Below are 26,012 nucleotides of genomic sequence, written 5' to 3'. Positions count from 1 at the left end.
CTTTGGCCGCGCAGATTGCGAGGTCAGGAACGCTCGATGTCGATGATGCCCACATTCACGTCGCGGGTGTCCGAGCCGCGCTTGACAGTGAGGCGGACGGTCTTCCCGGCCCCCGCCTGCTCCAGTGCATCCGACAAGTCGGCGAGGCGCCGCACCGGCTTGCCTTCGACCGCGGTGATGATGTCTCCGACCGCTCCAGTCGATAAGTTGACACCGCGAATCCCTGCCCGTTCGGCAGGGCTGCCGGGGGCCGTTCGCACCACGATCACCCCTTCGACGCCAAGCCGCGTCGAAACATCCTCGCTGGCGGCGACGATGCCGATGCCGGGCGTTGGCACCCGGCCGTTGCGAATGAGCTCGGGGACAATCCGGTTCACGACATCGACCGGCACCGCGAACCCGATGCCGGCGTTCGAGCCGGACGGTGAGATGATCGCCGTCGTGACACCAATCAGGCGGCCTGCGGAATCCAGCAGCGGCCCGCCTGAATTGCCTGGATTGATCGCGGCATCAGTCTGGATCACATTGGCAATCTCCCGGCCGCCATGGGTCGGAAGCCTGCGCTTGAGGGCACTGATGATGCCGCTGGTCATCGATTGATCGAGCCCGAAGGGATTGCCGATCGCGAAGGCGGATTGCCCGACTTTCAGGTCGCTCGAACTGCCGAGCGCCACCGGCGGAGGGAGTTCGCGCACGCTTCGGATTCGCAGGACCGCAAGATCGTAATTGGGGGCCGTGCCGATAAGGTCCACCTGGGCCACCTCTCCCGACGCAAAGCGCACGGCGATCTCGCCGCCATTGGCCACGACATGATTGTTCGTCACGAGGTGCCCCTCGCGGTCCCAGACGAATCCCGTGCCGGAAGCGCCGCCCTGGCCTTCCTCACCCATGAGAGGATTGGACGCCGATCTCGCCGCCACCTGGACAACCGAAGGAGACACGCGCTCGAAGATGTCGATCGTGGCCGTTTCGGCCTCGGACAGCGGCCCGCGCTGTTCGACGGCTCGCGCAGTGGGAGTGGTCCATGGCGCATGCTGGATTTTCGCAGCAGTAATTACGAGCAGCAGAGCGGCAAGAGCTGCCGCGGCAATTCCGTATCGACGATTCATGGCGATCACCGCGGTGTGTGCTGAAAGCAGTGTTCGGAATGCACATGCATGAGATGGCGGACCTCGCTCACGCAGCAACGTCGCAAGCGGCTGGAAGTTTCCTGATCAAGGCAGATAGGGAACGGCTTTGCTTTCGGCAGGGCGTCCGAGGACATATTGCCGCGTGACAATCGGCTATGCCAACTCCCGCAACGCCGCTTCCACGATCCTGCGCTGCTCGGCCGTCAGCGCGGCCTGCGGCGGGATGGGATCGCCGACGTCGTAGCCCTGGATCGAAAGACCGGCCTTGATGCAGGCGGCGAGGTTGAAGCGGGCGAAGGCCTCGTTGATCCGCCACAGCCGGCGCTGCAGCACCATCGCCTCGTCCCAGCGGCAAGCCTTGCAGAGGTCGTAGAGCGCGACGCTCTGGCGCGGGATAATGCAGGCAGGTCCCGCCATCCAGCCGAGCCCGCCGATCAGCATCACCGCGGCCGGAATGTGGGCGGAGGCTGAGAACACGCGCAAGCCATCGCCGCAGCGGTTCATGATCGAGAGCAGCCGTCCGGTGTTGGTCGAGGCGTCCTTGATGTAGCCGATGCGCGGATGCGCGGCGAGGCGCGCGATGACATCGAGGGTGAGATCGGAGCGCTGAAATTGCGGATTGGTGTAGATGACGACGGGGATGTCCACGGCATCGGCGATGGCGCGGAAATAGGATTCGACCTGCGCATCGGCGAGTGGGAAGTAGGCCTCCAAAATCGCCAGGATGCCGTCTGCACCGAGCTTCTGGCACGCTTTCGCCTGCGCCACCGCATCCGCCGTCGAGGTGGAGGCGACACCCGCGACAACAGGCACGCGGCGGTTGGCCGCCTCGATCGTGGTCTGCACGATCGCCATGCGCTGAGCGGCGTTGAGATAGGCGAACTCGCCGGTCGAACCGAGCGGCGTCAACCCGTGCACGCCGGCGCCGATCAGATCGTCGCAGAGCTTTGCGAGCACGTTCGTCCGCACCGCGCCGTCGACATCAACGGGTGAGACCAGATAAGGGAAGACGCCGTGGAATTCGGACATGTCGGGGGAAGCTCCGGAAGGCTGGCTGGCACCCGACGGGTATTACCAATGCCCGCCCCGGCGATCAAACCTTGAGCAAGCGCACGCGCGTACCCCAGGGATCGATCGCCTCCAGGCCGTCGGCGAGCGTGGTGACCTTCACGCCGCCCTTGCGCAGGCGCTCTTCCTGCGCGGCAAGCAGCTCCTGCTTTTCCATGACCAGCGAAAACCAGGCGAGCCCCGTGGCCTGATCGTCGCGTTGGCCGGCGCCCTGGCTTTGCCAGACGTTCATCCCGAGGTGGTGGTGGTAGCGGCCCGACGACAGGAACGCAGCGCCATTGCGGCGGCGGGTCGGGTCGAGGCCGACGGTGCCGTGATAGAAGCTCTCGGCCTGCGCGAGATCGCCGACGCGCAGATGCATGTGACCGATACGCATTCCGTCCGGCGCTCTGGCATAATCGGCCACGCGCGTGTTGGTCAGCGACAAGAGATCGGGGATGTTGAGCTCGTCGGTCGCCATCTTCACGCTGCCCTCACTCCATTGCCATTGCGAGGGATCGCGGTCGGCATAGACCTCGATGCCGTTGCCTTCTGGGTCGTCGAGATAGACGGATTCGCTGACGAGGTGATCGGCAAAGCCCGACAGCGGCACGCGATGCGCGGCCGCATGCACCAGCCAGCGCGCCAGATCCTTCCGCGTCGGCATCAGGAAGGCGGTGTGGTAGAGGCCGGCGGCGTTGCGCGGCTCGATGGCTGCTTCGGGACGGGCTTCCAGGACCAGCAGTGTGATGCCGGCCGTGCCGAGCTTCGCGCCAGCCGCCGAGCGCTCCATCACGGTGAGCCCGATCACATCGCGGTAATAGTCAGCGACCTTGTCGAGGTCCTTGACTCGGAGCGTCACCATGCCGACCCGCATCGGCGTGCGGCTGGCATAGGTCGGCCCGCCGCCCTGTGCATTCCCCTCGGCGCGCACCGCGGCTGCGGCCGCCATTGCGAGCGAGGTCGCGTCGGCAAGTTGAAGCAGGGTGCGGCGGGTGAGATCGAGGGTCATCAGTCAGGGCTCGCGGAAATGGTTGAGGCCGTACGGCGCAATGTCAGGCCGATTGCTACACGTTCCCGTGAGCGGCTCCCAATCACATGTTCGTCGGCCGGCGCTGCGGAGGCCCGGCCGTCCCATATGTCCTGGCCACCCGGCCAGTTTCGCAAATGCCTGTGACGTCCCAGATTGAGGACAGCTATAGGAGCCTGCCATGACCGACCCCACTCCTCTGTCTTCCCTGTCGTCCGCGCTCGCGGACGTGGTGGCGCGCACCGCGCCGTCCGTCCTCTCCGTGCATTCGCATCGCTCCCGCGCGACCGGCTTCGTCTGGAAGCCTGGTCTGATCGTCACCGCCGACGAGGCCCTGGCCGACGAGGGCTCGGTCGAGATCAGCCTTCCCGACGGCAGCCGAGTGGCCGCCACGGTCGCCGGCCGCGACCATACGACCGATATAGCGCTGCTGCGCATCGATGCCGCCATTGCCCCGGTCAAGCTGACCACAGCAGTCCCTGCGCTAGGAACGCTGTCGATCGTCGTCGCAACCAACCGCGATACGCCGAGTGCGGCGCTCGGGATGGTATCGGCGTCGGGCAAAAGTTGGCGCAGCCTGCGCGGCGGCGACATCGATGCGCGGATCGAGCTCGACGTCCGCCTGCGCGGTAGCCAGCAGGGTGGCCTTGCCCTCGATGCATCGGGTGACGCCTTCGGCATGGCCGTGCTCGGACCGCGGCGGGTGCTGGTGATACCGACGGCGACGATCGAGCGCGTCGCGCCCCAGCTCGAGGCGCGCGGCCGCATCGCGCGCGGTTATCTCGGTCTCGGGCTCCAGCCGGTGCGGCTCGACGACGGGATCGGCGCGATGGTGATGAATGTCGACAAAGCCGGGCCTTCGGCCGCGGCTGGCATCCGCCAGGGCGACGTGATCGTGGCGGTGAACGACCAGAAACTGTCCGGCGTGCGCGCGCTGTCGCGGACGCTGGGACCTTCGAGCGTCGGCACGGTGGTCGATATCGCGGCGCGCCGCGGTGGCGAACCGGTCAGCTTCAAGGTCACAATCGGCGAGAGGCCAGAGGCGTGAGCGAGGACAACGCGCCGGAGGTCGTGCTCGCCCTGGAGATCGACGACCCTGCCCTCGCCGATCGCCTGGCCAAGCTGCTCGGCAACGTCGCCGGACTTCGCCTCGCCGCGCCTGGCGAAGCCGCCGCGGCAACGGTTGTCGCCCGCGATCCGCGCATCATGCCCGGCGACATCGCGCTGACTCAGCGCGAGCTCGACGTGCTGGCGCTGATGGCCGAGGGATCCTCCAACAAGATGATCGCGCGCCAGCTCGGTATTTCCGTGCATACCGTGAAATTTCATGTCGGCTCGCTGCTCGACAAGCTGGATGCCACCGGCCGCACCGACGCGGTCGCGCATGCGGCTCGCCGCGGCGTGATCGAGCTCTGATGCCGTCCGATTCACGTCGCTGATGCCGCCTTGAAGCTGAGCCGGACGGTGAGGCCCGGCACATTGTCGTGCAGCGCGATCTCGGCGCCATGGAGGCGCGCGACCGCAGCGACGAGACTGAGGCCGAGGCCATTGCCCGGCGTATAGCGGCTCTGTTCGAGCCGATAAAAGCGCTTGAACACGTGATCGCGCTCCTCGGTGGGAATGCCCGGACCGTCGTCCGCAATCGCGATCACCGCGCAGCCATCGGCGCTGCGGCAGGTGACGGTCACCTGCCCGCCCTTGCGGCCGTGCTTGATCGCGTTGTCGACGAGATTGGCGATGGCATCGAACAAGAGGTCGCGGTCGCCGGTCACCGGCACCTCGCGGTCGCTGGCGAGGCTTAGCTTTGTAGCAACCTGCTCGGCCGCGGCATCGTAGAGCTCGACGACCTCACCGGCGATCTCGGCGAGGTCGAGCGCGCGGAAGGCGCCGGTGCGGGCGCGGGTCTCGATCTCCGAGATCCGCGTAATGGAGGCGAACATGCCGAGCACGGCGTCGAGATCGGCGATGGTGTCGCCGATCAGGGCCGCGTCCGCCTCGCTGTTGCGCGGGGCGTGATAGGCCTTCTCCAGCCGGCCACGCATGCGCGTCAGGGGAGTGCGCAGATCGTGGGCGACGTTGTCGCTGACCTGCTTGACCTCGCCCATCAGCGTCTCGATGCGGTCGAGCATCTGGTTGAGGTTTTCCGCGACGCGGTCCCATTCGTCGTTGCTGCCACGCAAGGGAATGCGCTGGTCGAGGCCGGCGAGCATGATGGCGCGGCTGGTGGCGTTGATCTGCTCGATCCGCCCGACCGTGCGCCGTGTCACCAGCACCGCCGCGAGCCCGGCGAGCACCAGAAGCAGCACGGCGACCGCGGCCATCGCGAGCTCGATCATGCCGGTGAAGCCGTCATGATCGCCGACGGTGCCGAGCCGGCTCTGCACATAGGCGAGCGTGCCGAAATAGACATAGGCCATGATGGCCGCGACGATCAGCCCGAACGCGCCGATCGCGATCAGCGCCAGACGGAAGGTCGAGGAGCGGAGCGTCTTAGCCAGGAGCACGGAGGCAATATCCGATGCCGCGGATGGTGTGGATCAGCGGATAGTCCTGGGCATCGTCGACCTTGCGGCGGACCCGTCCGACATAGACGTCGATGATGTTGGTGGAGGGATCGAAATGCAGGTCCCAGACGTGCTGGAGCAGCATCGCGCGGGAGACGACGCGGCCTTCGTTACGGACGAGATATTCGAGCAGTTGAAACTCGCGCGGCAGCAGCGGGATCTTGCGGCCGCGGCGGCTGGCACTGCGCGCGATCAGATCGATGGCGAGATCGCCGACCCGAATCAGCGTTTCCTTGGCAATGGTCTCGCTGCGGCGGCCGAGCGCCTCCAGCCGTGCGAGCAGCTCGACGAACGAGAACGGCTTGACGAGATAATCGTCGCCGCCGGCGCGCAGGCCACGCACGCGATCGTCCACCTCGCCGAGCGCGGAGATGATCAGGAACGGCGCGGCAATGCCGTCGTCGCGCAGCTGCCGCATCACGGTGATGCCGTCGATGTCGGGCAGCATGCGGTCGATCGTGATCACGGCATAATCGCGCGCGGCGCCATGGCTCAGGGCCTCGCGCCCGTTAGCTGCGAGATCGACCTCGTAACCGGAGGTCGTCAGTTCCTCGACGAGCTGGCCTGCGGTTTCCGGATCGTCCTCGACGACCAGGATGCGGCGGTGACCTCCGGTCATGACGAACTCCGCGCGACGATCGCCACCAGACTATCCCGTCCCGGGGCTGAGCGGAACCGCCCGGTGGCGACCGCGACAATGGTGCGGTACGGCGATGCTAGTACCAATCGTACCCGCACACATTGACCCAGTGCCAGCCATAGGGCGTCCATCTCCTGCGCCAGCAGCCGTCGTCGTAATAGTTGGCATAGACGAACGGCGCGCCGATGAAGGCGAAGCGGTGGAAGCGATGATGCCGGAAGAAGAAGGCATGCCGGCCAATGAAGGGCCTGCCGTGGAATGCCGTGCCGGCAAACCGCGGGCCGAAGGCGGCGCGGGTCGCGAGCGGCGCACCGGCAAAGCGCGGCCCGATCGCCGCGTGAGCGGCCATCGGGGAACCGGCGAAGCGGGCGCCACCGAAATGAGCTCCGCCCATGCCGCCCACTCGCATGCCCCCGCCCATACCGCCGACATGCATGCCACCGCCCATGCCGCCGGCGTGCATGCCGCCACCACCGAAATGCCCGCCGCCAAAGCCGCCATGGCCGCCACCGCCAAAACCGCCGCGCGCGAGCGCGGGCGCCGCGGCCGCCAGCGTCGCAGCCACTGCCGCTGCGACGAGCCCTGTGAGAAGCTTGTTCTTCATCGGAAGATCCTCCTTGCAGTGCAGCGCTAGTCCCGCTGCACGAGGAGGATCAGGAGAAGCGAATGCGCTGTAACCATCAACTTACAAATGCGCCAGATTCTGACGCGGGTGTCAGGGAGGCGGCGCTCTGTCACTCCCTCTCCCCGTTCTTACGGGGAGAGGGAGGGGTGAGGGGTGCTTCGGCAAATTCGATTTGAGTTATGAGCCGGATATCCGACGAGTCGGATGGATTCCCGTCTCGGCACCATAGTGCCCTGCCCCTCACCCGGATCGCTGACGCGATCCGACCTCTCCCCGCAAAGGGCGGGGAGAGGTTAGGAATCACACCCGCTTGCCGCCGCTCTTCTCGGCTGCACGCCGCAACGCCTCCGCAAGCGCGCCCCCGCCGGAGGATTCCTGCTTGCGCGGCGCCGACGAGGTCATGCGTGCGCTGTTGCGCGAATTGTTGTCGCGCTGCATGCCGGGCGCGTCCTTCTTGGCGCCGACCTCGTCATCCAGCCGCAGCGTCAGCGAGATGCGCTTGCGGGCGACCTCGAAGTCCAGCACCTTCACCTTGACGATGTCGCCGGGCTTCACCACCTCGCGCGGATCCTTGATGTAATTCTTCGACATCGCCGAGATGTGCACGAGGCCGTCCTGGTGCACGCCGATGTCGACGAAGGCGCCGAAGGCGGCGACGTTGGTCACGGTGCCCTCGAGGATCATGCCCTTCTTGAGATCCTTGATCTCCTCGACGCCTTCCTTGAACACCGCGGCCTTGAACGCCGGGCGCGGGTCGCGGCCGGGCTTTTCGAGCTCGCGCAGGATGTCGGTGACGGTCGGCAGGCCGAAGGTCTCGTCGACGAAATCCTTCGGCTTGAGCGTGCGCACGATCTCGCTGCTGCCGATCAGCGCCTTGATGTCGCTCTTGGTTGCCGCGAGAATCCGGCGCACCACCGGATAGGCTTCCGGATGCACGCCGGAGGCGTCGAGCGGATCCTCGCCGCCGAGGATGCGCAGGAAGCCCGCGCACTGCTCGAATGCCTTCGGCCCGAGCCGCGGCACGTCCTTGAGCGCCTTGCGCGATTTGAACGGGCCGTTGGCGTCGCGGTGCGCCACGATGCTCTGCGCAAGGCCTGCGCCGACGCCCGACACGCGCGCCAGCAGCGGCGCGGAGGCGGTGTTGACGTCGACCCCGACCGCGTTCACGCAGTCTTCAACCACGGCATCGAGCGATTTGGCGAGCTTGGCCTGGCCGAGGTCGTGCTGATACTGGCCGACGCCGATCGCCTTGGGCTCGATCTTGACCAGCTCGGCGAGCGGATCCTGGAGCCGCCGCGCGATCGAGACCGCGCCGCGCAGGGTGACGTCGAGGCCCGGCAATTCCTCCGAGGCGAAAGCCGAGGCCGAATAGACCGAGGCGCCGGCTTCCGAGACCACGATCTTGGTCATCTTCAGTTCGGGAAGGCCCTTGACGAGATCGGTCGCGAGCTTGTCGGTCTCGCGCGAGGCGGTGCCGTTGCCGATCGCGATCAGCTCGACGCGATGCTTCAGCGCAAGCCTGCCAAGGGTCGCCAGCGACTCGTTCCATTGCCGCTGCGGCTCGTGCGGATAGATCGCGGTGGTGTCGACCACCTTGCCGGTGGCGTCGATAACGGCGACCTTGACGCCGGTGCGATAGCCGGGATCGAGCCCCATGGTGACGCGGGTGCCGGCTGGCGCCGCCAGCAAGAGATCGCGCAAATTCGAGGCGAACACGCGCACGGCCTCGGTCTCGGCCGAGTTCCACAGCCGCATGCGCAGGTCGATGTTGAGATGGACCTGGATTTTTGTGCGCCAAGCCCAGCGCACGGTGTCGATCAGCCAGCGGTCGCCGAGGCGCTTGAGATCGGCAATGCCGAACCGCTTCATGATCTTCAGTTCGTAGGCACTGGGCACACCGGGCGGCGGCGCCTCGGCCTCGGCCTGAATTTGCAGGTCGAGGATCTCTTCCTTCTCGCCGCGGAACATCGCGAGGATGCGGTGCGAGGGCAGCTTCGTCAGCGGCTCGGAGAAATCGAAATAGTCGGCGAACTTCTCGCCCTCGGTCTTCTTGCCGTCGCGCACCTTGGAGGCCATGCGCGCATTGGTCCACATCTCCTCGCGCAGCGCGCCGATCAGGTCGGCGTCCTCGTCGAAGCGCTCGACCAGGATGGCGCGGGCGCCGTCGAGAGCGGCAGCGGCATCGGCAACGCCCTTCTCGGCGTTGATGAAGGCTTCGGCTACGACCTTGGGATCATTGCCAGGCTCCGCCACCAGTTGATTGGCGAGCGGCTCGAGGCCGGCTTCCTTGGCGATCTCGGCCTTGGTGCGGCGCTTCGGCTTGAACGGCAGATAGATGTCTTCGAGGCGTGCCTTGCTGTCGGCGGCGAGAATGCTGGCTTCGAGAGCCGCGTCGAGCTTGCCCTGCTCGCGGACCGATTCGAGGATGGCCTTGCGGCGGTCTTCGAGCTCACGCAGGTAAACCAGGCGCTCCTCCAGGGTGCGCAATTGCGCGTCGTCGAGCGCACCGGTCGCTTCCTTGCGGTAGCGGGCGATGAAGGGAACCGTGGCGCCGCCGTCGAGCAGCGTCACCGCCGCCTCGACCTGCTCGGCGCGAACCCCAAGCTCCTGCGCAATTTTCTGGTTGATATTTGCCACGCGAATCCCTCTATCCAAGCACGCGACGCAGGGGCGAACCACCGGCCACGGGACGCCGCTTATGAACCAACCGGGGTTGATTCATCAAGGTGTGGCGGATGGCCGTCGACAGAGGATTTTTTGTTGAACCGATGCGATCTCGCCACAATCGTTGGGAGGACGACGTGTTCGTGCTGTGCTCTCGTGTCCCGGACGCGCTGCAGCGCGCAAGCGATGCGGCGCTGAGCCGGGGCACGAGAGCGGAGTGCGGCGCCCGCTCTCTCCACGCCGTCATTGCGAGGAGCTCGCGACAAAATTGCAGAGCAATTTTGCGCTGATGCGACGAAGCAATCCAGAATCCCACCGCGGGGAGACTCTGGATTGCTTCGCGGAGCCTGTCATCGCGCCGCGCTTCGCGCGGACCCGGTGGCTCGCAATGACGGAGCGAGGGACATGCTCCATTGAGCCCGCGGGCTACGGTGTCCGGCGGCGGGCCGGTTGCAGCGATCGCGCGACTGTCGGATTGATACAGCCGGCAGCTCTGCGTCCCCGACCTCTCCGCCCCACGCAACCCTGCCCCTCGCGCCAGCTCGGTTGATTCACGCGGTTCCTTGCGAAAGGAAGGTGACGCCGCATCAAAGGGATTTGACTACATGACTTTGCCGATGAGCTGGAGTGAATGGGCGCAGCACGACGGCGTGGCGCTGGCCGCCCGCGTCCGCAACGGCGAGCTGACCGCGAAGGAACTGGCGCGGCAGGCCGCGGCGGGCGTCGCCAAGGTCAATCCGGCGCTGTCGGGCGTGGTCGAGCTGTTCGATGACGTGATCGCCGATCCCGCCAAGGACGGCGCCAACCTCTCCGGCCCGTTCGCCGGCCTGCCCTTCCTGATGAAGGATCTGGGACCGACCATGAAGGGCCGGCTGCAGGAGATGGGCTCGCTCCTGATGCGCGGCAATCGCGCGGCCGCCGACACCTTCCTGACCGGCAAATTCCGCCAGGCTGGCCTCAACCTGATCGGACGCACCACGACGCCGGAATTCGGCGTGTGCAGCTCGGCCGATAATCCCGCCGTCTATGTCACGCGCAATCCCTGGAATACCGACTACACCACCTGCGGCTCGTCGGCCGGCAGCGCCGCGATGGTCGCGGCCGGCGTAGTGCCCATCGCGCATGCAACCGACGGCGGCGGTTCGATCCGCATTCCCGCCGGCGTCAACGGCAATATCGGATTGAAAGTCTCGCGCGGCGTGTTCTCGCTCGCCCCGCACATGTCCGATCTCACTGGCCTCGTCTCGATCCAGGGCTGCCAGTCGCGCTCGGTGCGCGACACCGCCGCCTTCGTCGATCACGCAAGGGGACCGGCGCCCGGCGAGTTTATGCCGTTCTGGACCACGGCGCAGCCCTATTGCGAGATGATCAAGCGCGATCCGACCAAGCTCCGGATCGCGCTGTCGCACACCTGGGGCGACTACACCGCGACGCCGCACATCGCGGCTGAGCTGGAGAAGGCGGGCCGCTTCCTCGAAGGCCTCGGCCATCACGTCGACTACGCCCTGCCCGGACTCGACTTCCGCGGCGCGTTCGCGGCGCAGACTACCTGCTACATCTCCAACTTTGCGGTAGTGATCTCCAACATGCTGGCCGCGCGCGGGCTAACGACGCCGCCGGAAGATCTGATCGAGCCCATGAACATCCGCATCTGGGAAGCCGGGCGGCACACGAGCTTCGCCGAGCGCGCGAAGATGCAAGGCGTGTTCAACACGACCTCCCGCGGCTTCGGCGCCTTCTTCGAGCAGTGGGACGTGATCCTGACGCCGGTCACCGCGCTGCCGACGCCGAAGGTCGGCACCAAGGAATATCTCACGATCTCCGACAATCCCGATGTGCTCGACTGGTTCGGCAATCTCTGGCGCAATTTCGCCTTCACGCCGCTCGCCAATCTCTGCGGCATGCCGGCGATCTCGATGCCGATGGCGACCCACGAGCACGGCCTGCCGCTCGGCATCCAGGCGATAGCGAAGCAGGCCAATGACGGCCTCTTGCTGCAACTCGCCGCCCAGATCGAGCGCGCGCTCGACGGCAAGTGGAACGGCGGCAAGACCGCGAAGGTGCATGTGACCAAGGCGTGAGCTGCCGCCGCACGTTGCTCTAGCGCTTGTCCTCGCCAGAATTTCGCACAATGGCCTTGTCCACGCGCCAACGCGATACGCCCTGCTCGGCGAGCAAGCGCGCCGCCGGGCTTCGTGTCTCCGGAAAGAGGGCGACGAGCGCATTGGTGCCCGTCACGGCAGGATTGCCGACCTCCTGCGCATGCAGTGCGGCGCGGCGGTCGACGCGCCGGAACGCAACGGTTGGCGCCGCTGTTCCCGTCTCGATCACAGTGTGTGCGAGCTCCTTGTCGAGATAGTCTGTGAGGTTTTGCCTGAGCACGCCGAGATCGGCGTTGCAGGCCTGCAAGATAGGTGCGGCATCACCGTCTTCGGTCAACGCCAGCAACAGGTGCTCCAGCGTTGCGAACTGATGGCGGCGCTGATCGGCGAGGGCCGGCGCTCGGCGTCGCGTCGCAGCATAGGCCGCGCCAAATGGGCGAGACGACACGTCCAGCAACCCGTCGATCTTCTCCAGCCGCTTCACGGGATCGAGCAGGGCCAGCAGCTCGTACTTGTCCTTGATCGGCAGCTTCATGCGCATCGCCATCGTGTCCGCTATGCGGCCGACGTCGTGCGTCTGATCGAAGAACAACCAGATATCCGGCACCAGCAAGCCGTGGGTGGCTGCGTAATCCTCGAAACGCTGGATGGCCCGGCGGATCAGTTCGGGCGAATCGACGGGCGCCCCTTCGGGCAATTCGGATGCCTCGGACCGATTAACCGCTCGATTGCGCAGCGAAGCTGCGCAGCGCGACGCGGCGGAGGACACGCGTCAGGACCCTGATCGATCCGTCCTGGAGCCGTTCGAGTTCGACCAATTGAACCAGCACGCCGATCTCACAGAGGTCGGCAAATTGCGGCTCATCGACGGTCGCATCGCGCTGGATCGCGCAGACCATCTCGCGCTCGCCCTCGAACGCATGGTTGAGCGCGAGCACGGTGTTCTCGCGGCCGACGAACAACGGAAAGGTTGCGCCCGGAAACGGCACGAAATCGCGCAACGGGACCGCCGGATAGACCGCAGTCGAGCTGATGGGCCTTGCGATCGGCACGAGCGTGTCGCGACGCCCGGTCTGAAGCATTGCCGACAACGTATTCCAGTCTGCAACGCCCAGCATCCTCGACACCAGCTCGAGGCTTTCGCTGTGACTGATGGTGACGGCCTTGTGTGGTCAGGGATTCGCGCAGGGTCCGCGCCCTTGGCATCGCGAAAATCGCGCATCGGTTCGTCCTCTGCATGAGCGATCCAGATATATCAGGCGGTTGCATTGCTGACCCGGACGCTCGGGCAAAGGGGAGGCCAATGAAGGCTTGATACGTTCACCATTCCACAGAGGGTGCAACCGGCAGGTCGTATCAACCTGCACGGAAGGTGGCGCAAAGATAAATCGCTGTCAATTGCGATCTCAATTCTTCACCGCGGGGATCTCTTCCGTCGGTGGCTGCTGCTGCCCCTGCTTGTACATCGCCAGCGCCTTGTCGAGCGCTTCGCGCAGCGCCAGCGCTGCGGCCACGCTGCAACGCAGGTGCGCGGTCTGGACCACGTCGACCCTGACGGCGGCGCCGACCGGCATCAGCAGGTTTGCGGCGAGCTCGATCTGGATCGCGCCGTTGTGGTGGCCGAAGCAGGAGGCGCCGTCGAAATAGATGATCGGCGCCCGCTCCGAGCTGGAGGTCGAAATGGTGACGGGCCCCTGGGCGGTCGAGGGTGTTTCGGGGTCGGTCATGGGCGCTCCTTGCGGCTAGTCGAACGAACGAAGCACCCACCATCGTCGCTTCGGCCCGCCCTGTCGAGGCCAAACCGCCCACGGCAGACCGGCGGCGCCTATTCGGCGGTTTTGCGCGGCGCCCGGCGCTGGTCTAGAACGTCGTCATGTCCGCTCTACCTACCACGCTCCCCTTCGAGGAACTCGCCGAGGCCATCCAGGGCCGGCGTTCCGACTATGGCCATATCAGCGGCCTCCAGCTTGACCGCTTCGCGCCCGCCGAGGCCTGGTCCAGCCTGCCCTACCGTCCCGTCTTCGTCGGCGACACCGAGACCGGCGTTCTGCATGGCGGTGTCGTCACCGCGATGCTGGACGAGAGCTGCGGCATGGCAGTGCAGCTCGCGCTCGACGGTACGCGCGCGATCGCGACGCTCGACCTGCGTATCGACTATCAGAAGCCGGCGACGCCGTGCCTCGACATCAAGGCGCATTCGGTCTGCTATCGCACCACGCGCTCGATCGCCTTCGTTCGCTCTACCGCCTATCAGGAGTCCGAGGACGATCCGGTCGCGACCGCGACGGCCTGCTTCATGATCGGCGCCAATCGCACCAATATGCTCGCCGACCGCCGGATGGATGCGCGCAGCATCCCGACGCTGGAGGCGCCGGAGGATCCGGCTGGTCCGTTCGCAAATAGCCCGTTCGCGCGCTGCCTCGGCATTCGCGTCAACGACGACGGCACGCTGACGATGCCGTTCTCGCCGAAGATCATCGGCAATCCGATCCTGCCCGCGATCCATGGCGGCATGACCGGCGCCTTCCTGGAGACCACCGCGATCGTCGGGGTGGCGCGCGAGCTCGGCACTGCGGCGCCGCCCAAACCGATCGGCCTCACCGTCAACTATCTGCGCTCCGGCCGTGCGCTCGACACCTTTGCCAACGTCTCGATCGTGAAGCAGGGCCGCCGCATCGTGGCCTTTGAGGCGCGGGCCTGGCAGGACGATGCGAACAAGCCGATCGCCACGGCCTTCGGTCATTTCATGTTGCGGCCGACGCCTGGAAGTGACGAGGAATAGGCGTATTTTACTTGACGGGCGGGGCGCAGGACACAACGATAGCGCGTTCCCGGCGAGAGGTATTGATTTGCGGCACCCGCTCGACATCATCGCCATGTTCGCCGCACTCTGGCTGCTGGCATCGATGGTGCTCGACGCGTTGACGCCGAAGGAGCTGACGGCGGTGATGATCGCCATTGCGATCGGGCCCGCCATCGTCGTCACCGCTGTGTTCTACTACCTGCGCTGCCCGCGCACGGATTTTGCGGTGATGTTCGCGGCGCTCTGGCTGATCTCGGACATCGCGATCGCCTTCATCTCGCCGAAGGAGTTGCCGCATTTCCTGATCATGCTCGGCTTCGTGCCGGCGCTGCTGATCGGCATCGTGCTGCACTGGCAGCGCTTCCAGCGCCGCCACGAGCGGATGCCCGCGCCCTCGATGAAGCGGGGCTAGCGCGATTCCCACCTCTCCCTTCGGGAGAGGTGGAGAGCCATCTCAGGCATATTCAGCGCGGCAACAGATTCGTCTTCGCGAGGTCGAGCACCTCGTCGCCGCGGCCGTTCATCACGGCGCGCAGCACCCACAGACTAAAGCCCTTGATCTGCTCGGGCGTGATGGTCGGCGGCATCGACAGCTCCTGCTTGGCGGTGACGACGTCGAGCAGCGCCGGCCCGTTATGAGCCAGAACCTCCTTCATCGCGCCCGGGAGTTCGCCCGGGTCCTCGACGCGCTTCGCAAAGACGCCCATCGCACGCGCCATCGCCGCGAAATCAGGGTTCTCCAGATCGACATTGGTGTCGACGAAGCCCGCGGCCTTCATCTCCAGCGCGACGAAGCCGAGCACGCCGTTGTTGAACACGATCACCTTCACCGGCAGCTTCATCTGCGTCAGCGTGATCAGGTCGCCCATCAGCATGGTGAAGCCGCCGTCGCCCGACAGCGAGATCACCTGGCGGCCGGGCTGTGCAGCCTGCGCGCCGATCGCCTGCGGCATGGCGTTGGCCATCGAGCCGTGCACGAAGGAGCCGATCAGACGGCGGCGGCCGTTCATGTCGAGATAGCGCGCGGCCCACACCGTAGGCGTGCCGACGTCGGCGGTGAACACGGCATCGTCGGTCGCATGGTCGCTGATGACTTTTGCCAGATATTGCGGATGGATCGGCTTGGCTCCCGGCGTGCCCCTGGCGAGCTGGTCGAGCCCCTCGCGCGCCTTCTTATAGTGCGCGATGGCATCGTCGAGATGCTTGCGCTGCGTCTTTGTCTTGAGCAGCGGCAGCAGCTCCTCGATGGTGAGCTTGACGTCGCCGACGAGCCCGAGATCGATCTTGCAGCGCCGTCCCAGATTTTCCGGCCTGATGTCGATCTGTGCGATCTGGCAGTCGGTCGGGAAAAACTGCTTGTAGGGGAAATCTGTGCCGAGCATCACCAGCGCGTCGCAGGCGTGCATCGCCGCGTAACCAGAGGAGAAGCCGATGAAGCCGGTCATGCCGACGTCGTAGGGGTTGTCGTGTTCGACATGCTCCTTGCCGCCGAGCGCATGCACGATTGGGCTCTTTAGGGTCTCCGCAAGCTGCATCAGCGGCGCGTGCGCGCCGGCGCAGCCACGGCCGCAGAACAAGGTGATGCGTTCGGCACCATTCAGGCGATCCGCAAGCGCCTTCAGCTCATCGGCCTGCGGCACGACCTTCGGCGCTGCCAGCGCAAGCCCGCGCGTCGTCGACAGCGCGCGCTTCGGCGGGCTGCGGAAAGCGACATCGCCGGGCATGGCGACGACGGCGACACCGCGAAGGCCTACCGCCGCACGGATCGCATTCTCCAGCACGTAAGGAAGCTGGCTCGGATCGGAGACCAACTCGCAATAATGGCTGCACTCGCGGAACAGGTTTTGCGGATGCGTTTCCTGGAAATAGCCGCCGCCGATCTCGGCTGAGGGGATCTGCGCCGCGATTGCCAGCATAGGAACGCGGCTGCGATGCGCGTCGAACAGGCCGTTGATCAGATGCAGATTGCCGGGGCCGCAGGAGCCGGCACACACCGCAAGGCTGCCCGTCATCTCGGCTTCGCCGGCGGCGGCGAAAGCCGCAACCTCTTCGTGCCGGACATGGATCCATTCGATCGTGCCGCGACGGCGCAGCGCCTCGGTAAATGCGTTCAGGCTGTCGCCGACGATGCCGTAGATGCGCTTGACGCCGGCCTGTTCGAGCGTTGCCACGAACAGATCGGCCACATTATTGATCGCCATGTCGGTCTCCTGCTTCAGCCAATCACATGCACATGATGTGCAGGCATCGATTGCGATGCCGTGAGGCACAATAAGCTATGACACGATTGCGGCGTATCTGTTCCGGCTCAATCTTTCACAATCGCCCGATCGTAGGCTGTGATCGTCGCGTTCGCGCGCGCCGCGACATCGGCGGCCGACATGCCGGGCTTGTACAGGCTGGAGCCGAGCCCGAACGCCGTCACGCCGCCCTCGATGTACTCGGCAAAATTCTGATCGGAGACACCGCCGACGGCGGCGATCATCACGCCGGCCGGCAGCACGGCGCGGATCGCCGCAATGCCGGACGCGCCGAGCACGCTCGCCGGAAAGAACTTCAGGCTCGAGGCGCCGCAGCGCGCCGCCAGCAGTGCCTCGGTCGGCGAGAACACGCCCGGCATCGTCACCATGCCGTGCTGGTGCGCGCGCGCCAGCACCTCGGTGTCGACATTCGGCGAAACCATTAGCTTGCCACCAACGTCGTTGAGACGATCGACATCCTGAGCCGTCAGCACCGTGCCGGCGCCGATCAGCACGCCGGCCGGCGCGAGCTTCACGGCGGTGCCGATCGAGCGGAACGGATCGGGCGAGTTCAGCGGGATCTCGATCGCGGTCATGCCGGCCTCGATCAGCACGCCGACGATCGCCCCGGCTTCCTCAGGCTTGACGCCGCGCAGGATCGCGACCAGCGGACGCTTCATCGGCGGAAAGGGAACGCTCATCTCAAGAGTCCTTCTTCTAGTTCGTCCAGATCGCCGCAGCCGCCATCGACAGGCCGCGGCGGACGGCTTCATCGGCATCGATCGGCTGCACGGTGACCGACAGTGCGTCGAAAGCCAGCCGGTATAGCGTTGCAAGGCGACCCGATGCGAGCAACATGACGCCTGCTTTCGGCACGTTACCGGAGAGCCCTGCCGCCAGCTCGACGCCGATCAACGTGCCCGACAGCGTTTCGCGCGCTGCGGCCGGCGTGCCGCCGAACAAGAGCTGCCGCGACCGCGCGGTGAACAGAAGATTGGCGGCGAAGGCCGGCGCCTTGAACGCAGCAATCACCGCCGCCTTGAAGCTTGCGACATCCTCGGCGTCATCGGCGCCGGCGACCGCGAGCGACAGGATGGTCTCGCGCGACACCGCGCTGAAGAGCTCGCCGGTCATGAACGTCGAAAAGTGCTCGACAATGCCATCCTTCACGCGGACCCATTTCGAATGCGTGCCGGGCATGCAGACCAGGGCCTCGCCGGCGGCATCGAGGCCGAGCGCACCGAGCAATTGCGTCTCCTCGCCGCGCATGACGTCCGGCGCGTTTGCATCGCGCTGCGCGATGCCCGGCAGGATGCGGATATCGCGCGCCTCGCCCGGCACAAGCGCGGCTTGTTTCAGGATGGCAGCAAGTGGCGCCGGCGTGTCGACATAGCCGGCCTCGACCCAACCCGTTTTGGCGCCGGCCATGCCGCAGACGAGAACCGGCAGATGATCCGGAGCTTCGACCGCCGCAAGATGCGAATGCAGCACGGCGGGAAAACCGGTCTTGGCCGCAGCCAGCATGCCCTCGCCGCTGCGGCGCTCCGCCAGCACCTGGCCGGCACGGTCGATCAGCCAGAGCCGGAAGCTGCTGGTGCCCCAGTCCACTGCGACATAGGCGGGTTCGGTCATCTCAATTCTCGTCCTCGTCTCACGGCCAAGACGCCGTCTCGCGACAATGAGACAGCGCCTTGCAAATTCGTCCCGGGATATCGGCTATTGCCGCCGTAAACCAGCCTTTTCTCGCAGGTCTGCGGCGCCGCCCGCGCTGGCACACCGCTTGCTGAAGCGTTCCCACTCACGTCCGTGAACCGCGCAACAAGACGCGTCAACATCAGATGAGGAAACCATGGAGATCGGTTATTTCACGATGCCTTCGCATCCGCCGGAGTGCGGCCTGAAGGAAGGGAACGACTGGGACTTGCAGGTCATGCGCTGGCTCGACGAGCTCGGCTATCAGGAAGCCTGGGTCGGCGAGCACCACACCGCGCCCTGGGAACCCAACCCCACGCCGGACCTCCTGATCGCGCAGGCGCTGATGCAGACCAAGAAGCTTCGCATCGGACCCGGCGGCTTCCTCTTGCCCTATCACCACCCGGCCGAGCTCGCCAACCGCGTCGCGATGCTGGACCATCTCTCCGAGGGCCGGCTCAATTTCGGCGTCGCGGCAAGCGGCCTGCCGAGCGACTGGGCGATGTTCAACGTCGACGGCATGAGCGGGCAGAACCGAGACATGACTCGCGAAGCGCTGGAGATCATCCTGAAGCTGTGGACTGAACCTGCGCCCTTCACCCATAAGGGCAAGTTCTGGACGGTGACCAAGCCGGACACAATGTTCGACTTCCTCAAGCCCCACATCAAGCCGCTGCAGGCGCCGCATCCGCCGATCGGCGTCGCCGGGCTCTCCAAGAATTCGGACACCTTGAAGCTCGCCGGCGAGCGCGGCTTCATCCCGATGAGCCTCAACCTCAACCCGGCCTATGTCTCGAGCCATTGGGATTCGGTCGAGATCGGCGCCGCCAAGACCGGACGCAAACCGAACCGGCAGGACTGGCGGCTGGTGCGCGAGGTGTTCGTCGCCGACACCGATGAGGAGGCCTGGAAGCTCTCGACCGGCGACATGATGGGCCAGATGATGCACGAGTACTTCCTGCCGCTGCTCGGCCATTTCGGCTTCAAGGACTATCTCAAGCACGCGCCCGACGTGCCCGATAGCGACGTCACGGTCGAATATTGCGCCAAGCGGAACTGGATCGTCGGCTCGCCCGCGACTGTCGCCGAAAAGATCGAGAAGATCTACGACGAGGTCGGCGGCTTCGGCGTGCTGCTGGTGTTCGGCTTCGACTACAAGCACAAGGCGGAAGCCTGGCACCACTCGCTGTCACTGCTGAAGAACGAGGTGATGCCGCGCCTGGCGCATCTCGGCTCCGCGAAGAAGGCAGCTTGACCTGCAGCGGGTGCGGCGCGATCGTGCCGCACCCGCATCATTTCGGAGATTTCCGCGTGACGGTCGACGCCAAGGATTTCAAGCAGGCGATGCGCCAATGCGCCGGCGCGGTCGCGCTGGTGACTGTCGGCGCCGAGCACGGCAAGCGCACCGGACTGACCGTGACCTCGGCCTGCTCGCTCTCCGACAGTCCGCCCTCGCTGATCGTCTGCGTCAACCACAACGCCAGCGCGCATGGGCGCATCCGCGAGGAAGGCGCTTTTGCGATCAACTTCCTGCACGAGGATCACGCCCTGCTGGCGCTGACCTTCAGCGGCCAGAAAGGCGTCAACGGCGACGACCGCTTCGCTTTCGGACAATGGACGCGCGGCGAGACCGGCGCGCCGGTGCTGACAGACGCGGTCGCGGCATTCGATTGCGTGCTGGCCCACGAGTTCGAAACCAAGACGCATTCGATCTTCGTCGGCGAGGTGCGCGGCGTGTCGCACGCAGCGACGGCTACGCCGCTGGTCTATTTGCGAAGCAGCTTTCATACACCCCACGAAATCCGCGAGACAGTTACAGTCGGCGACCTCGATTCGCGGCATCTGAGCTGGACGGATTTTTCGTAAGGGCGCTGCCCTCTTCCCTTTTCCCCTTGTGGGAGAAGGTGGCGCGAAGCGCCGGATGAGGGGTATCTATCCGCGTATTGAAACGAGAATTGGACTCGTGGCGAGAGAGCCCTCACACATCTCGCCGCTGCGCGGCGAGCCACCCTCTCCCACAAGGGGAGAGGGGAAGAAAGAGCGCCGCATCGCAAACTGTTAGCTGCCTACTGCGCAGTCTCGATCTTCAGCTGCTTGATCTTGCGATACAGCGTGGCGCGGCTGAGCTTCAGCGCGCGTGCTGTCTCGGTCACGCGGCCGCCGTGCTTGCGTAACGCCTCGACGATCGTGGCGCGCTCGGCCGCTTCGAGATTCGGCTCCGTCCTTCCGAACGGCGGCAAATCGAGATCGGCATCGGTGATGACACCGTCTTCCGCCGTGCAGCCGGCGAGCCGCAGCACGTGGCGGAGCTGGCGCATGTTGCCGGGGAACGGATAGGCCACGAGATGTGACCAGGCCTCCTCCGCGAGGCGGCAGTTCGGCGCCTCCTCGCGCGCGATCTGGCGGATGACGTCGTCGCGGTCGGCGCGCTCGCGCAAGGCCGGCAATCGCACCTCCATGCCGCGCAGGCGGAAATAGAGATCGGCGCGGAAGCCTCCCTCCTCGGCCATGCGGCCGAGATCGCGATGCGTGGCGCTGATCAGGCGGATGTCGACGGCGACAGGCTTGAGCGCGCCGAGCGGCCAGACCTCGTGGTTTTCCAAAACGCGCAACAGCCGCGTCTGGAGCGCAATCGGCATATCGCCGATCTCGTCAAGGAACAGCGTGCCGCCATCGGCCTGCACGATCAGGCCCTTCGAGCCCTCGCGCCGCGCGCCGGTGAAGGCGCCGGCCTCGTAGCCGAACAGCTCGGCGTCGATCAGGCTTTCCGGCATCGCCGCGCAGTTCAGCGCGACATAGTTGTTGCGCGCGCGGTTGCTCGCGGCGTGAATGGCGCGCGCGAACACGTCCTTGCCGACGCCGGTCTCGCCATGCAGCAGCACCGGCAGATTGTGGTCGCCGATGCGCCTCAGCCGTTTCACGCTTCTGATCAGGCCGGGATCGCGGCCGGCGAGCCGATGCAACGCGTCGAAGCGATCGACGGGCCCATCGCGGGGCGGCGCAAGCGGGCGCGTGGAAGACCTTGCGCGCAGCGGCGGCGCGACACGGCCCCGGCCCAAGGCACGGCCGTCGGCACGGCGCAGCTCGACTACATCATCCGCGCCACGCGCGCCCTGACGGTCGACCTCGATGTAGCGCGACAGATCGATGCCGGATGCGATCAGACCGTCGGTCAGACCGAGCAGTGCGCGCGCCGTACGGCAGGCGCCGACGATGCGCCGATCGTCGTCATAGGCGATCAGCCCGCGACCGCCGTCGCCCGGCACGCGCGCGACCCAGGCCTGGCGGAAATGATCGCGGAAGATCGCATCCTCGATGCGGCGCGTCGCCTCCATCGTGACGGCGAGTGCAAGCTGATGCGCGGTGCGGCTGAGATCGCTGCGGCACGAGGTGATGTTCACTGCACCCGCGATGCGGCCGGTGGAATCGAACAGCGGCGCCACCGCACAGGAGAAGATGCCCCATTGCTCGCGAAAATGTTCGTCGCGATGCACCAGGATCGGTTTCTCTTCCGCGAGCGCGGTGCCGAGCCCGTTGGTACCCTCGAAGCTTTCCGAGAAATTCGAGCCGGTATAGACCCCCCAGTGCAGGAAGATGTCGGCATCGGCGGCGCCGGGCAGCCAGCTGAGCAGGGCTGTTGCGCTGGGGTCCGCCAGATTGACGCAATAGCCGGCCTCGCGCAGGACCCGCGCGAGGTCTTCGAGCTCCGGCGTCGCGAGCCGGATCAGCTGCTCCATCGGTTCGGCGGCATGCCGGATTTCGGCTTCGGTCAGCGTCTGGGGCGGTCCGCGGCGGGCGGGATCGAGCTTGTGATTGACCAGGCAGCGCCGCCAGGAATTGGCAATCCGCGAAGAGGCATCGACGTCGGCCACGTGATTGGCGACGGACAAGACACGGGCGACATGGTTCGAGGCCGAAAGGCTGGCCATCGCGGACGTCTCCACCCTGTATTATTGTGCAAAGTCTGGCACCGCAGGCGGGGAAGTCAATCGGGAACCGGGAACGCACGCGGCGCAGTCAAAATTGCTGCACCGCCCTCACCACGTATCGATGCACGGCCGTTTCTTGCCCGTTCGCGCCGGCGGCTGCGGCACCGAGCGCAAACCCGCCATGATCCAGCGCCGCGTCTCGGCGGGGTCGATGACGTTGTCGATCTCGAACGCCGAGGCGATCGAGACCGCCTTGCCGTTGGCGTAGAGTTCGGCGACCTTGTTGCGGTAGTAGGTCTCACGCTCCTCGGGATCGGCGATCGCCTCCATCTCCTTGCGGAAGCCGAGGCGGACATAACCCTCCAGCCCCATGCCACCGAACTCGCCGGTCGGCCAGGCCGCGGTGAAGAACGAGGCGTGGAAGCCGCCGCCGATCATCGACTGCGCCCCGAGCCCGTAGCCTTTGCGCAGCACGATGCCGAACAGCGGCACGGTGAGGCTCGCGCCCGTCACGAACATGCGTGAGACGTGACGCACGATCGCGGTCTTCTCCGCTTCCGGCCCGACCATGAAGCCAGGCGTGTCGCAGAGCGAGACGACGGGTAAGTCGAAGGCGTCGCAGAGCTGGAGAAAGCGCGCGGCCTTGTCGCCGGCGTCGGCATCGATCGCGCCACCGAGATGGCGCGGATTGTTGGCGATCAGGCCGAACGGCTTGCCTTCGATGCGGATCAGCGCGGTGATCATGCCGACGCCGTAGTCGCGGCGCAGCTCCAGCACGGAGTCCTTGTCGGCGACGAGATCGATCACGCTGCGGATGTCGTAGACGCGAAGACGGTTCTCAGGGATCGCGCGGCGGAGCAGGCGCTGGTCGGCAGCCTGCCACTCCGACACCGCGCCCTGGAAATAAGACAGATATTTTTGCGCGACGCGCGTCGCCTCTTCCTCGTCCTCGACCAGGATGTCGATGACGCCGTTCGGCGACTGGAACGAGACCGGACCGACCTCGGCCGGATGATAGACGCCGAGCCCGCCGCCCTCGATCATGGCGGGGCCGCCCATGCCGATCGAGGCGTTCTTGGTGGCGATGATGACGTCGCAGCAGCCGAGCATCGCGGCATTGCCGGCGAAGCAATAGCCGGAAACGACGCCGACGACAGGCACGAGGCCGGACAGCCTTGCGAACTGCACGAAGGACGGGCCGTCGAGGCCGGTCATGCCGAGCCGGTCCGTATCGCCGGGCCGGCCCCCGCCGCCCTCGGCGTAAAACACCAAGGGCACACGCCAGTCTTCCGCCAGCGTCAGCATTCGGTCGATCTTCTTGTGGTTCATGTGGCCTTGCGTGCCCGCGAGCACGGTGTAGTCGTAGGCCACGACGATGCAGCGCCCGCCTTCGGCGCCGAACTTTTCGGCGTTGACTGTCGCAACGCCCATGACGAGGCCGTCGGCCGGCGTGTTCTTGATGAGGTCGTCCAGCTTGCGCCGGCGGCGCTGCGCCGCGATCGCAAGACTGCCGTACTCCATGAACGAGCCTTCGTCGACGAGCTGCGCGACGTTCTCTCGCGCGGTGCGCTGGTTGGTGTTGCGGCGGCGCTCGACCGAGGCCGGGCGGTTCTCGTCGAGCGTATTGGCCTGGCGCGCGATCAGCTCGGCGAGATCAGGGCGAATGTGATCGAGATCGATATCGGCTTCCGCCGCCGCGCTGTCAGCTGCGACGTCGAGCGGCTCGAGATATAGGATCGGCTCGCCATGCAGCAGCGTGACGCCGTCGCCGGCAACGAGCTTCATGACGCGGCCGCCCTGTTCGGCCATGACCAGATGCTCCATCTTCATGGACTCGATCACGGCAAGCTGCTGGCCGGGGCGGACGATCTCGCCCTCCTCCACCTGGATTGTGACGATGGTTCCCTGCAAGGGCGCCGCGATCATCACCGCACCTTCAGGCACGACTTGCGCGACATGCGCCTCGGTGCCGTGAGCGCTGCTTCGCTCGGTTGCAGCAAAATAGAGCGGCTTGGCGGCGCCATCGGCGGCTTCGACGAGCTTTTCGATGTTGCGATCGATGAAATCGGTCGCGATGCGGTTGGTCCTGAAATCGGGATGCGCCAGCACGGCCTGGAGGAAGGCGATGTTGGTGACGACGCCGTCGATCCGGAACTCGCGCAGGACGCGCGAAGCTTTTGCGACCACGTCGTGCCAGGCCGCGCTCGGCGTGTGCACAATGACCTTGGCCAGCAGCGAGTCGAACGCCGCGCTGGTCTTATAGCCGGCATAGCCAAAGCTATCGACGCGGACGCCGGGTCCTGACGGCGGCTCGAACACGGCGAGCACACCACCGGTCGGATGCGTCGCCCCGGTTTCGTCCAGCGTCTCCATGTTGACACGAAGCTGCATGGCATGGCCGCGCGGCTTCGGAATATCCCCCTGCGCAAAGCCGATCAAGGCGAGTGTCGCACCCGCGGCGACCGCGAGCTGGGCGCGAACAAGGTCGAGGCCGAGCACCGCTTCCGTGACGGTGTGCTCGACCTGAAGCCGCGGATTGGCCTCGATGAAGGCAAAACTGTCGTCGGCGCTGCCATCGACCAGGAACTCAAACGTGCCGAGATTGTCGTAAGAGGCGGCCGCAGCGAGCTGCTTCGCCGCCTCGATGATGCGGCCGCGCAAGCCATCGCTCAGCGACGGGCTCGGCGCCACCTCGACCAGCTTCTGGTGCCGCCGCTGGATGGTGCATTCGCGCTCCCAAAGATGGGAGATCGCGCCATGGCGGTCGCCGATGATCTGCACCTCGACGTGGCGCGCCTGCCGGATCAGCCGCTCGGCATAGACGCCGTCGAAGCCGAACGCCGCCTTGGCCTCGGACTGGCAGCGCGCATAGGCTTCCGCGAGATCGGACGCGTTCTCCACCACGCGCATGCCGCGGCCGCCACCGCCAGCCATCGCCTTGATCACGACCGCCGCCTTGGCGCCGAGCGAGGTGAAGAACGCGGCGATCTCCTCCAGCGAGGACGGCCCGCTGGTGCCGGCGATGATGGGGACGCCGCAGCGCTTTGCCAGTTGCCGCGCGGCGACCTTGTCGCCGAACAATTCCAGCGCCGCAGGTTTCGGCCCGACGAAAACGATACCGGCATCGCTGCAAGCCTTGGCGAACGCGGCGTTCTCGCTGAGGAAGCCGTAGCCGGGATGCACGGCATCGCAGCCGGCGGCTTTGGCCGCCTTCACCACGGCGTCGATGTCGAGATAGGCCCGCGCACCGCGGCCGGGAATTTCGACCGCCTCGTCGGCAACACGCACATGCAGCGCCAGCGCATCGTCGGCGGGATGGATCGCAACCGTCGCGATGCCGGCGTCGGCCGCCGCGCGCGCGATGCGGATGGCGATCTCGCCGCGGTTGGCGATCAGGAGCTTCTTGAACGACATGCAACGCTCTCCATGCCCGCGAGGCCAGGCGCGGGTCGGCAGGTTCGATGATCCTGCTTCTTCACTTTAACCGCAGCCGTCAAGAGCGAGAAGACCGGTCGCGATGACCGCTCCCGCAGGCCGGAATTTCGA

General features: G+C 66.1%; 22 protein-coding genes. 7 read left to right on the top strand and 15 right to left on the bottom strand.

The window, feature by feature from the left end:
* Positions 1-23: 23 nt before the first annotated feature.
* The 3 genes from ACNJX8_RS07210 to ACNJX8_RS07200 all read right to left on the bottom strand — a co-directional run bounded on the left by ACNJX8_RS07210 (position 24) and on the right by ACNJX8_RS07200 (position 3,189).
* Positions 24-1,109 (bottom strand): S1C family serine protease, encoded by a 1,086-nt coding sequence (locus ACNJX8_RS07210; RefSeq protein WP_439361825.1) that lies wholly within the window; start codon positions 1,107-1,109, stop codon positions 24-26.
* A gap of 174 nt (positions 1,110-1,283) precedes the next feature.
* Positions 1,284-2,159: a dihydrodipicolinate synthase family protein gene (locus ACNJX8_RS07205; protein WP_439360058.1), complete on the bottom strand. Its 876-nt coding sequence runs from the start codon at positions 2,157-2,159 to the stop codon at positions 1,284-1,286.
* A gap of 64 nt (positions 2,160-2,223) precedes the next feature.
* Positions 2,224-3,189 (bottom strand): VOC family protein, encoded by a 966-nt coding sequence (locus ACNJX8_RS07200; protein WP_439360057.1) that lies wholly within the window; start codon positions 3,187-3,189, stop codon positions 2,224-2,226.
* Between the two features lie 199 nt (positions 3,190-3,388).
* Between ACNJX8_RS07200 and ACNJX8_RS07195 the strand changes: the two genes are divergently transcribed.
* Together ACNJX8_RS07195 and ACNJX8_RS07190 are read left to right on the top strand one after the other, a co-directional pair.
* Complete coding sequence (locus ACNJX8_RS07195) at positions 3,389-4,255, top strand: S1C family serine protease (protein ID WP_128946794.1); 867 nt, start codon at positions 3,389-3,391, stop codon at positions 4,253-4,255.
* Complete coding sequence (locus ACNJX8_RS07190; RefSeq protein ID WP_130220512.1) at positions 4,252-4,623, top strand: response regulator transcription factor; 372 nt, start codon at positions 4,252-4,254, stop codon at positions 4,621-4,623. Before ACNJX8_RS07195 ends, ACNJX8_RS07190 begins: the two co-directional genes overlap by 4 nt.
* A gap of 11 nt (positions 4,624-4,634) precedes the next feature.
* On the opposite strand, the gene ACNJX8_RS07185 is transcribed toward ACNJX8_RS07190, so the two are convergent.
* From ACNJX8_RS07185 to ACNJX8_RS07170, 4 genes are all read right to left on the bottom strand, one after another.
* Positions 4,635-5,711: a sensor histidine kinase gene (locus ACNJX8_RS07185; protein ID WP_439360056.1), complete on the bottom strand. Its 1,077-nt coding sequence runs from the start codon at positions 5,709-5,711 to the stop codon at positions 4,635-4,637.
* Entirely contained in the window at positions 5,698-6,390 is a 693-nt protein-coding gene (locus ACNJX8_RS07180) for a response regulator transcription factor (RefSeq protein WP_091881121.1), read from the bottom strand. Before ACNJX8_RS07180 ends, ACNJX8_RS07185 begins: the two co-directional genes overlap by 14 nt.
* Before the next feature lie 97 nt (positions 6,391-6,487).
* On the bottom strand, positions 6,488-7,015 hold the full coding sequence (locus tag ACNJX8_RS07175; RefSeq protein ID WP_439360055.1) for a hypothetical protein: 528 nt from the start codon (positions 7,013-7,015) through the stop codon (positions 6,488-6,490).
* 321 nt (positions 7,016-7,336) lie between these two features.
* On the bottom strand, positions 7,337-9,673 hold the full coding sequence (locus tag ACNJX8_RS07170; protein ID WP_439360054.1) for a Tex family protein: 2,337 nt from the start codon (positions 9,671-9,673) through the stop codon (positions 7,337-7,339).
* Between the two features lie 632 nt (positions 9,674-10,305).
* Here ACNJX8_RS07170 and ACNJX8_RS07165 point away from each other — a divergent pair.
* Positions 10,306-11,781: an amidase gene (locus ACNJX8_RS07165; protein WP_439360053.1), complete on the top strand. Its 1,476-nt coding sequence runs from the start codon at positions 10,306-10,308 to the stop codon at positions 11,779-11,781.
* Positions 11,782-11,800: 19 nt separating this feature from the next.
* On the opposite strand, the gene ACNJX8_RS07160 is transcribed toward ACNJX8_RS07165, so the two are convergent.
* The 3 genes from ACNJX8_RS07160 to ACNJX8_RS07150 all read right to left on the bottom strand — a co-directional run bounded on the left by ACNJX8_RS07160 (position 11,801) and on the right by ACNJX8_RS07150 (position 13,529).
* Positions 11,801-12,499: a Clp protease N-terminal domain-containing protein gene (locus ACNJX8_RS07160; RefSeq protein WP_439360052.1), complete on the bottom strand. Its 699-nt coding sequence runs from the start codon at positions 12,497-12,499 to the stop codon at positions 11,801-11,803.
* A gap of 19 nt (positions 12,500-12,518) precedes the next feature.
* Positions 12,519-12,920 (bottom strand): LON peptidase substrate-binding domain-containing protein, encoded by a 402-nt coding sequence (locus tag ACNJX8_RS07155; protein ID WP_439360051.1) that lies wholly within the window; start codon positions 12,918-12,920, stop codon positions 12,519-12,521.
* 288 nt (positions 12,921-13,208) lie between these two features.
* Complete coding sequence (locus ACNJX8_RS07150; RefSeq protein ID WP_164934991.1) at positions 13,209-13,529, bottom strand: hypothetical protein; 321 nt, start codon at positions 13,527-13,529, stop codon at positions 13,209-13,211.
* Between the two features lie 146 nt (positions 13,530-13,675).
* On the opposite strand from ACNJX8_RS07150, the gene ACNJX8_RS07145 reads away from it, so the two are divergent.
* Both ACNJX8_RS07145 and ACNJX8_RS07140 read left to right on the top strand, forming a co-directional pair.
* A complete protein-coding gene (locus ACNJX8_RS07145) occupies positions 13,676-14,584 on the top strand; it encodes a PaaI family thioesterase (RefSeq protein ID WP_439360050.1) in 909 nt (302 codons plus the stop codon).
* Positions 14,585-14,651: 67 nt separating this feature from the next.
* The gene (locus ACNJX8_RS07140; RefSeq protein WP_164934992.1) at positions 14,652-15,017 is read left to right on the top strand and encodes a hypothetical protein; all 366 of its coding nucleotides are present in this window, start codon (positions 14,652-14,654) and stop codon (positions 15,015-15,017) included.
* A gap of 52 nt (positions 15,018-15,069) precedes the next feature.
* Here ACNJX8_RS07140 and poxB read toward each other — a convergent pair whose 3' ends face one another.
* From poxB to ACNJX8_RS07125, 3 genes are all read right to left on the bottom strand, one after another.
* Positions 15,070-16,806, bottom strand: a complete 1,737-nt coding sequence (gene poxB, locus ACNJX8_RS07135) for a ubiquinone-dependent pyruvate dehydrogenase (RefSeq protein ID WP_439360049.1) — start codon at positions 16,804-16,806, stop codon at positions 15,070-15,072.
* A gap of 107 nt (positions 16,807-16,913) precedes the next feature.
* Entirely contained in the window at positions 16,914-17,546 is a 633-nt protein-coding gene (locus ACNJX8_RS07130; RefSeq protein ID WP_439360048.1) for a 2-dehydro-3-deoxy-6-phosphogalactonate aldolase, read from the bottom strand.
* Positions 17,547-17,562: 16 nt separating this feature from the next.
* Positions 17,563-18,477, bottom strand: coding sequence for a 2-dehydro-3-deoxygalactonokinase (locus ACNJX8_RS07125; RefSeq protein WP_439360047.1), 915 nt, complete (start codon positions 18,475-18,477; stop codon positions 17,563-17,565).
* A 217-nt stretch (positions 18,478-18,694) separates the two neighbouring features.
* On the opposite strand from ACNJX8_RS07125, the gene ACNJX8_RS07120 reads away from it, so the two are divergent.
* Complete coding sequence (locus tag ACNJX8_RS07120; RefSeq protein WP_439360046.1) at positions 18,695-19,792, top strand: LLM class flavin-dependent oxidoreductase; 1,098 nt, start codon at positions 18,695-18,697, stop codon at positions 19,790-19,792.
* A 56-nt stretch (positions 19,793-19,848) separates the two neighbouring features.
* Positions 19,849-20,403 carry a flavin reductase family protein gene (locus tag ACNJX8_RS07115; RefSeq protein ID WP_439360045.1) on the top strand — a complete coding sequence of 185 codons (555 nt, stop codon included), beginning with the start codon at positions 19,849-19,851 and terminating at the stop codon, positions 20,401-20,403.
* Between the two features lie 200 nt (positions 20,404-20,603).
* Here ACNJX8_RS07115 and ACNJX8_RS07110 read toward each other — a convergent pair whose 3' ends face one another.
* Positions 20,604-22,466 (bottom strand): sigma-54-dependent Fis family transcriptional regulator, encoded by a 1,863-nt coding sequence (locus ACNJX8_RS07110; protein WP_439360044.1) that lies wholly within the window; start codon positions 22,464-22,466, stop codon positions 20,604-20,606.
* Between the two features lie 108 nt (positions 22,467-22,574).
* A complete protein-coding gene (locus ACNJX8_RS07105) occupies positions 22,575-25,880 on the bottom strand; it encodes a carboxyl transferase domain-containing protein (RefSeq protein ID WP_439360043.1) in 3,306 nt (1,101 codons plus the stop codon).
* Between the last annotated feature and the right edge of the window lie 132 nt (positions 25,881-26,012).

The sequence above is a fragment of the Bradyrhizobium sp. SPXBL-04 genome (assembly GCF_051853035.1).
Lineage (GTDB): Bacteria > Pseudomonadota > Alphaproteobacteria > Rhizobiales > Xanthobacteraceae > Bradyrhizobium > Bradyrhizobium zhanjiangense.
Note: the sequence above shows the minus strand (reverse complement) of the source record. Positions and strands in the feature narration are given on the sequence as shown.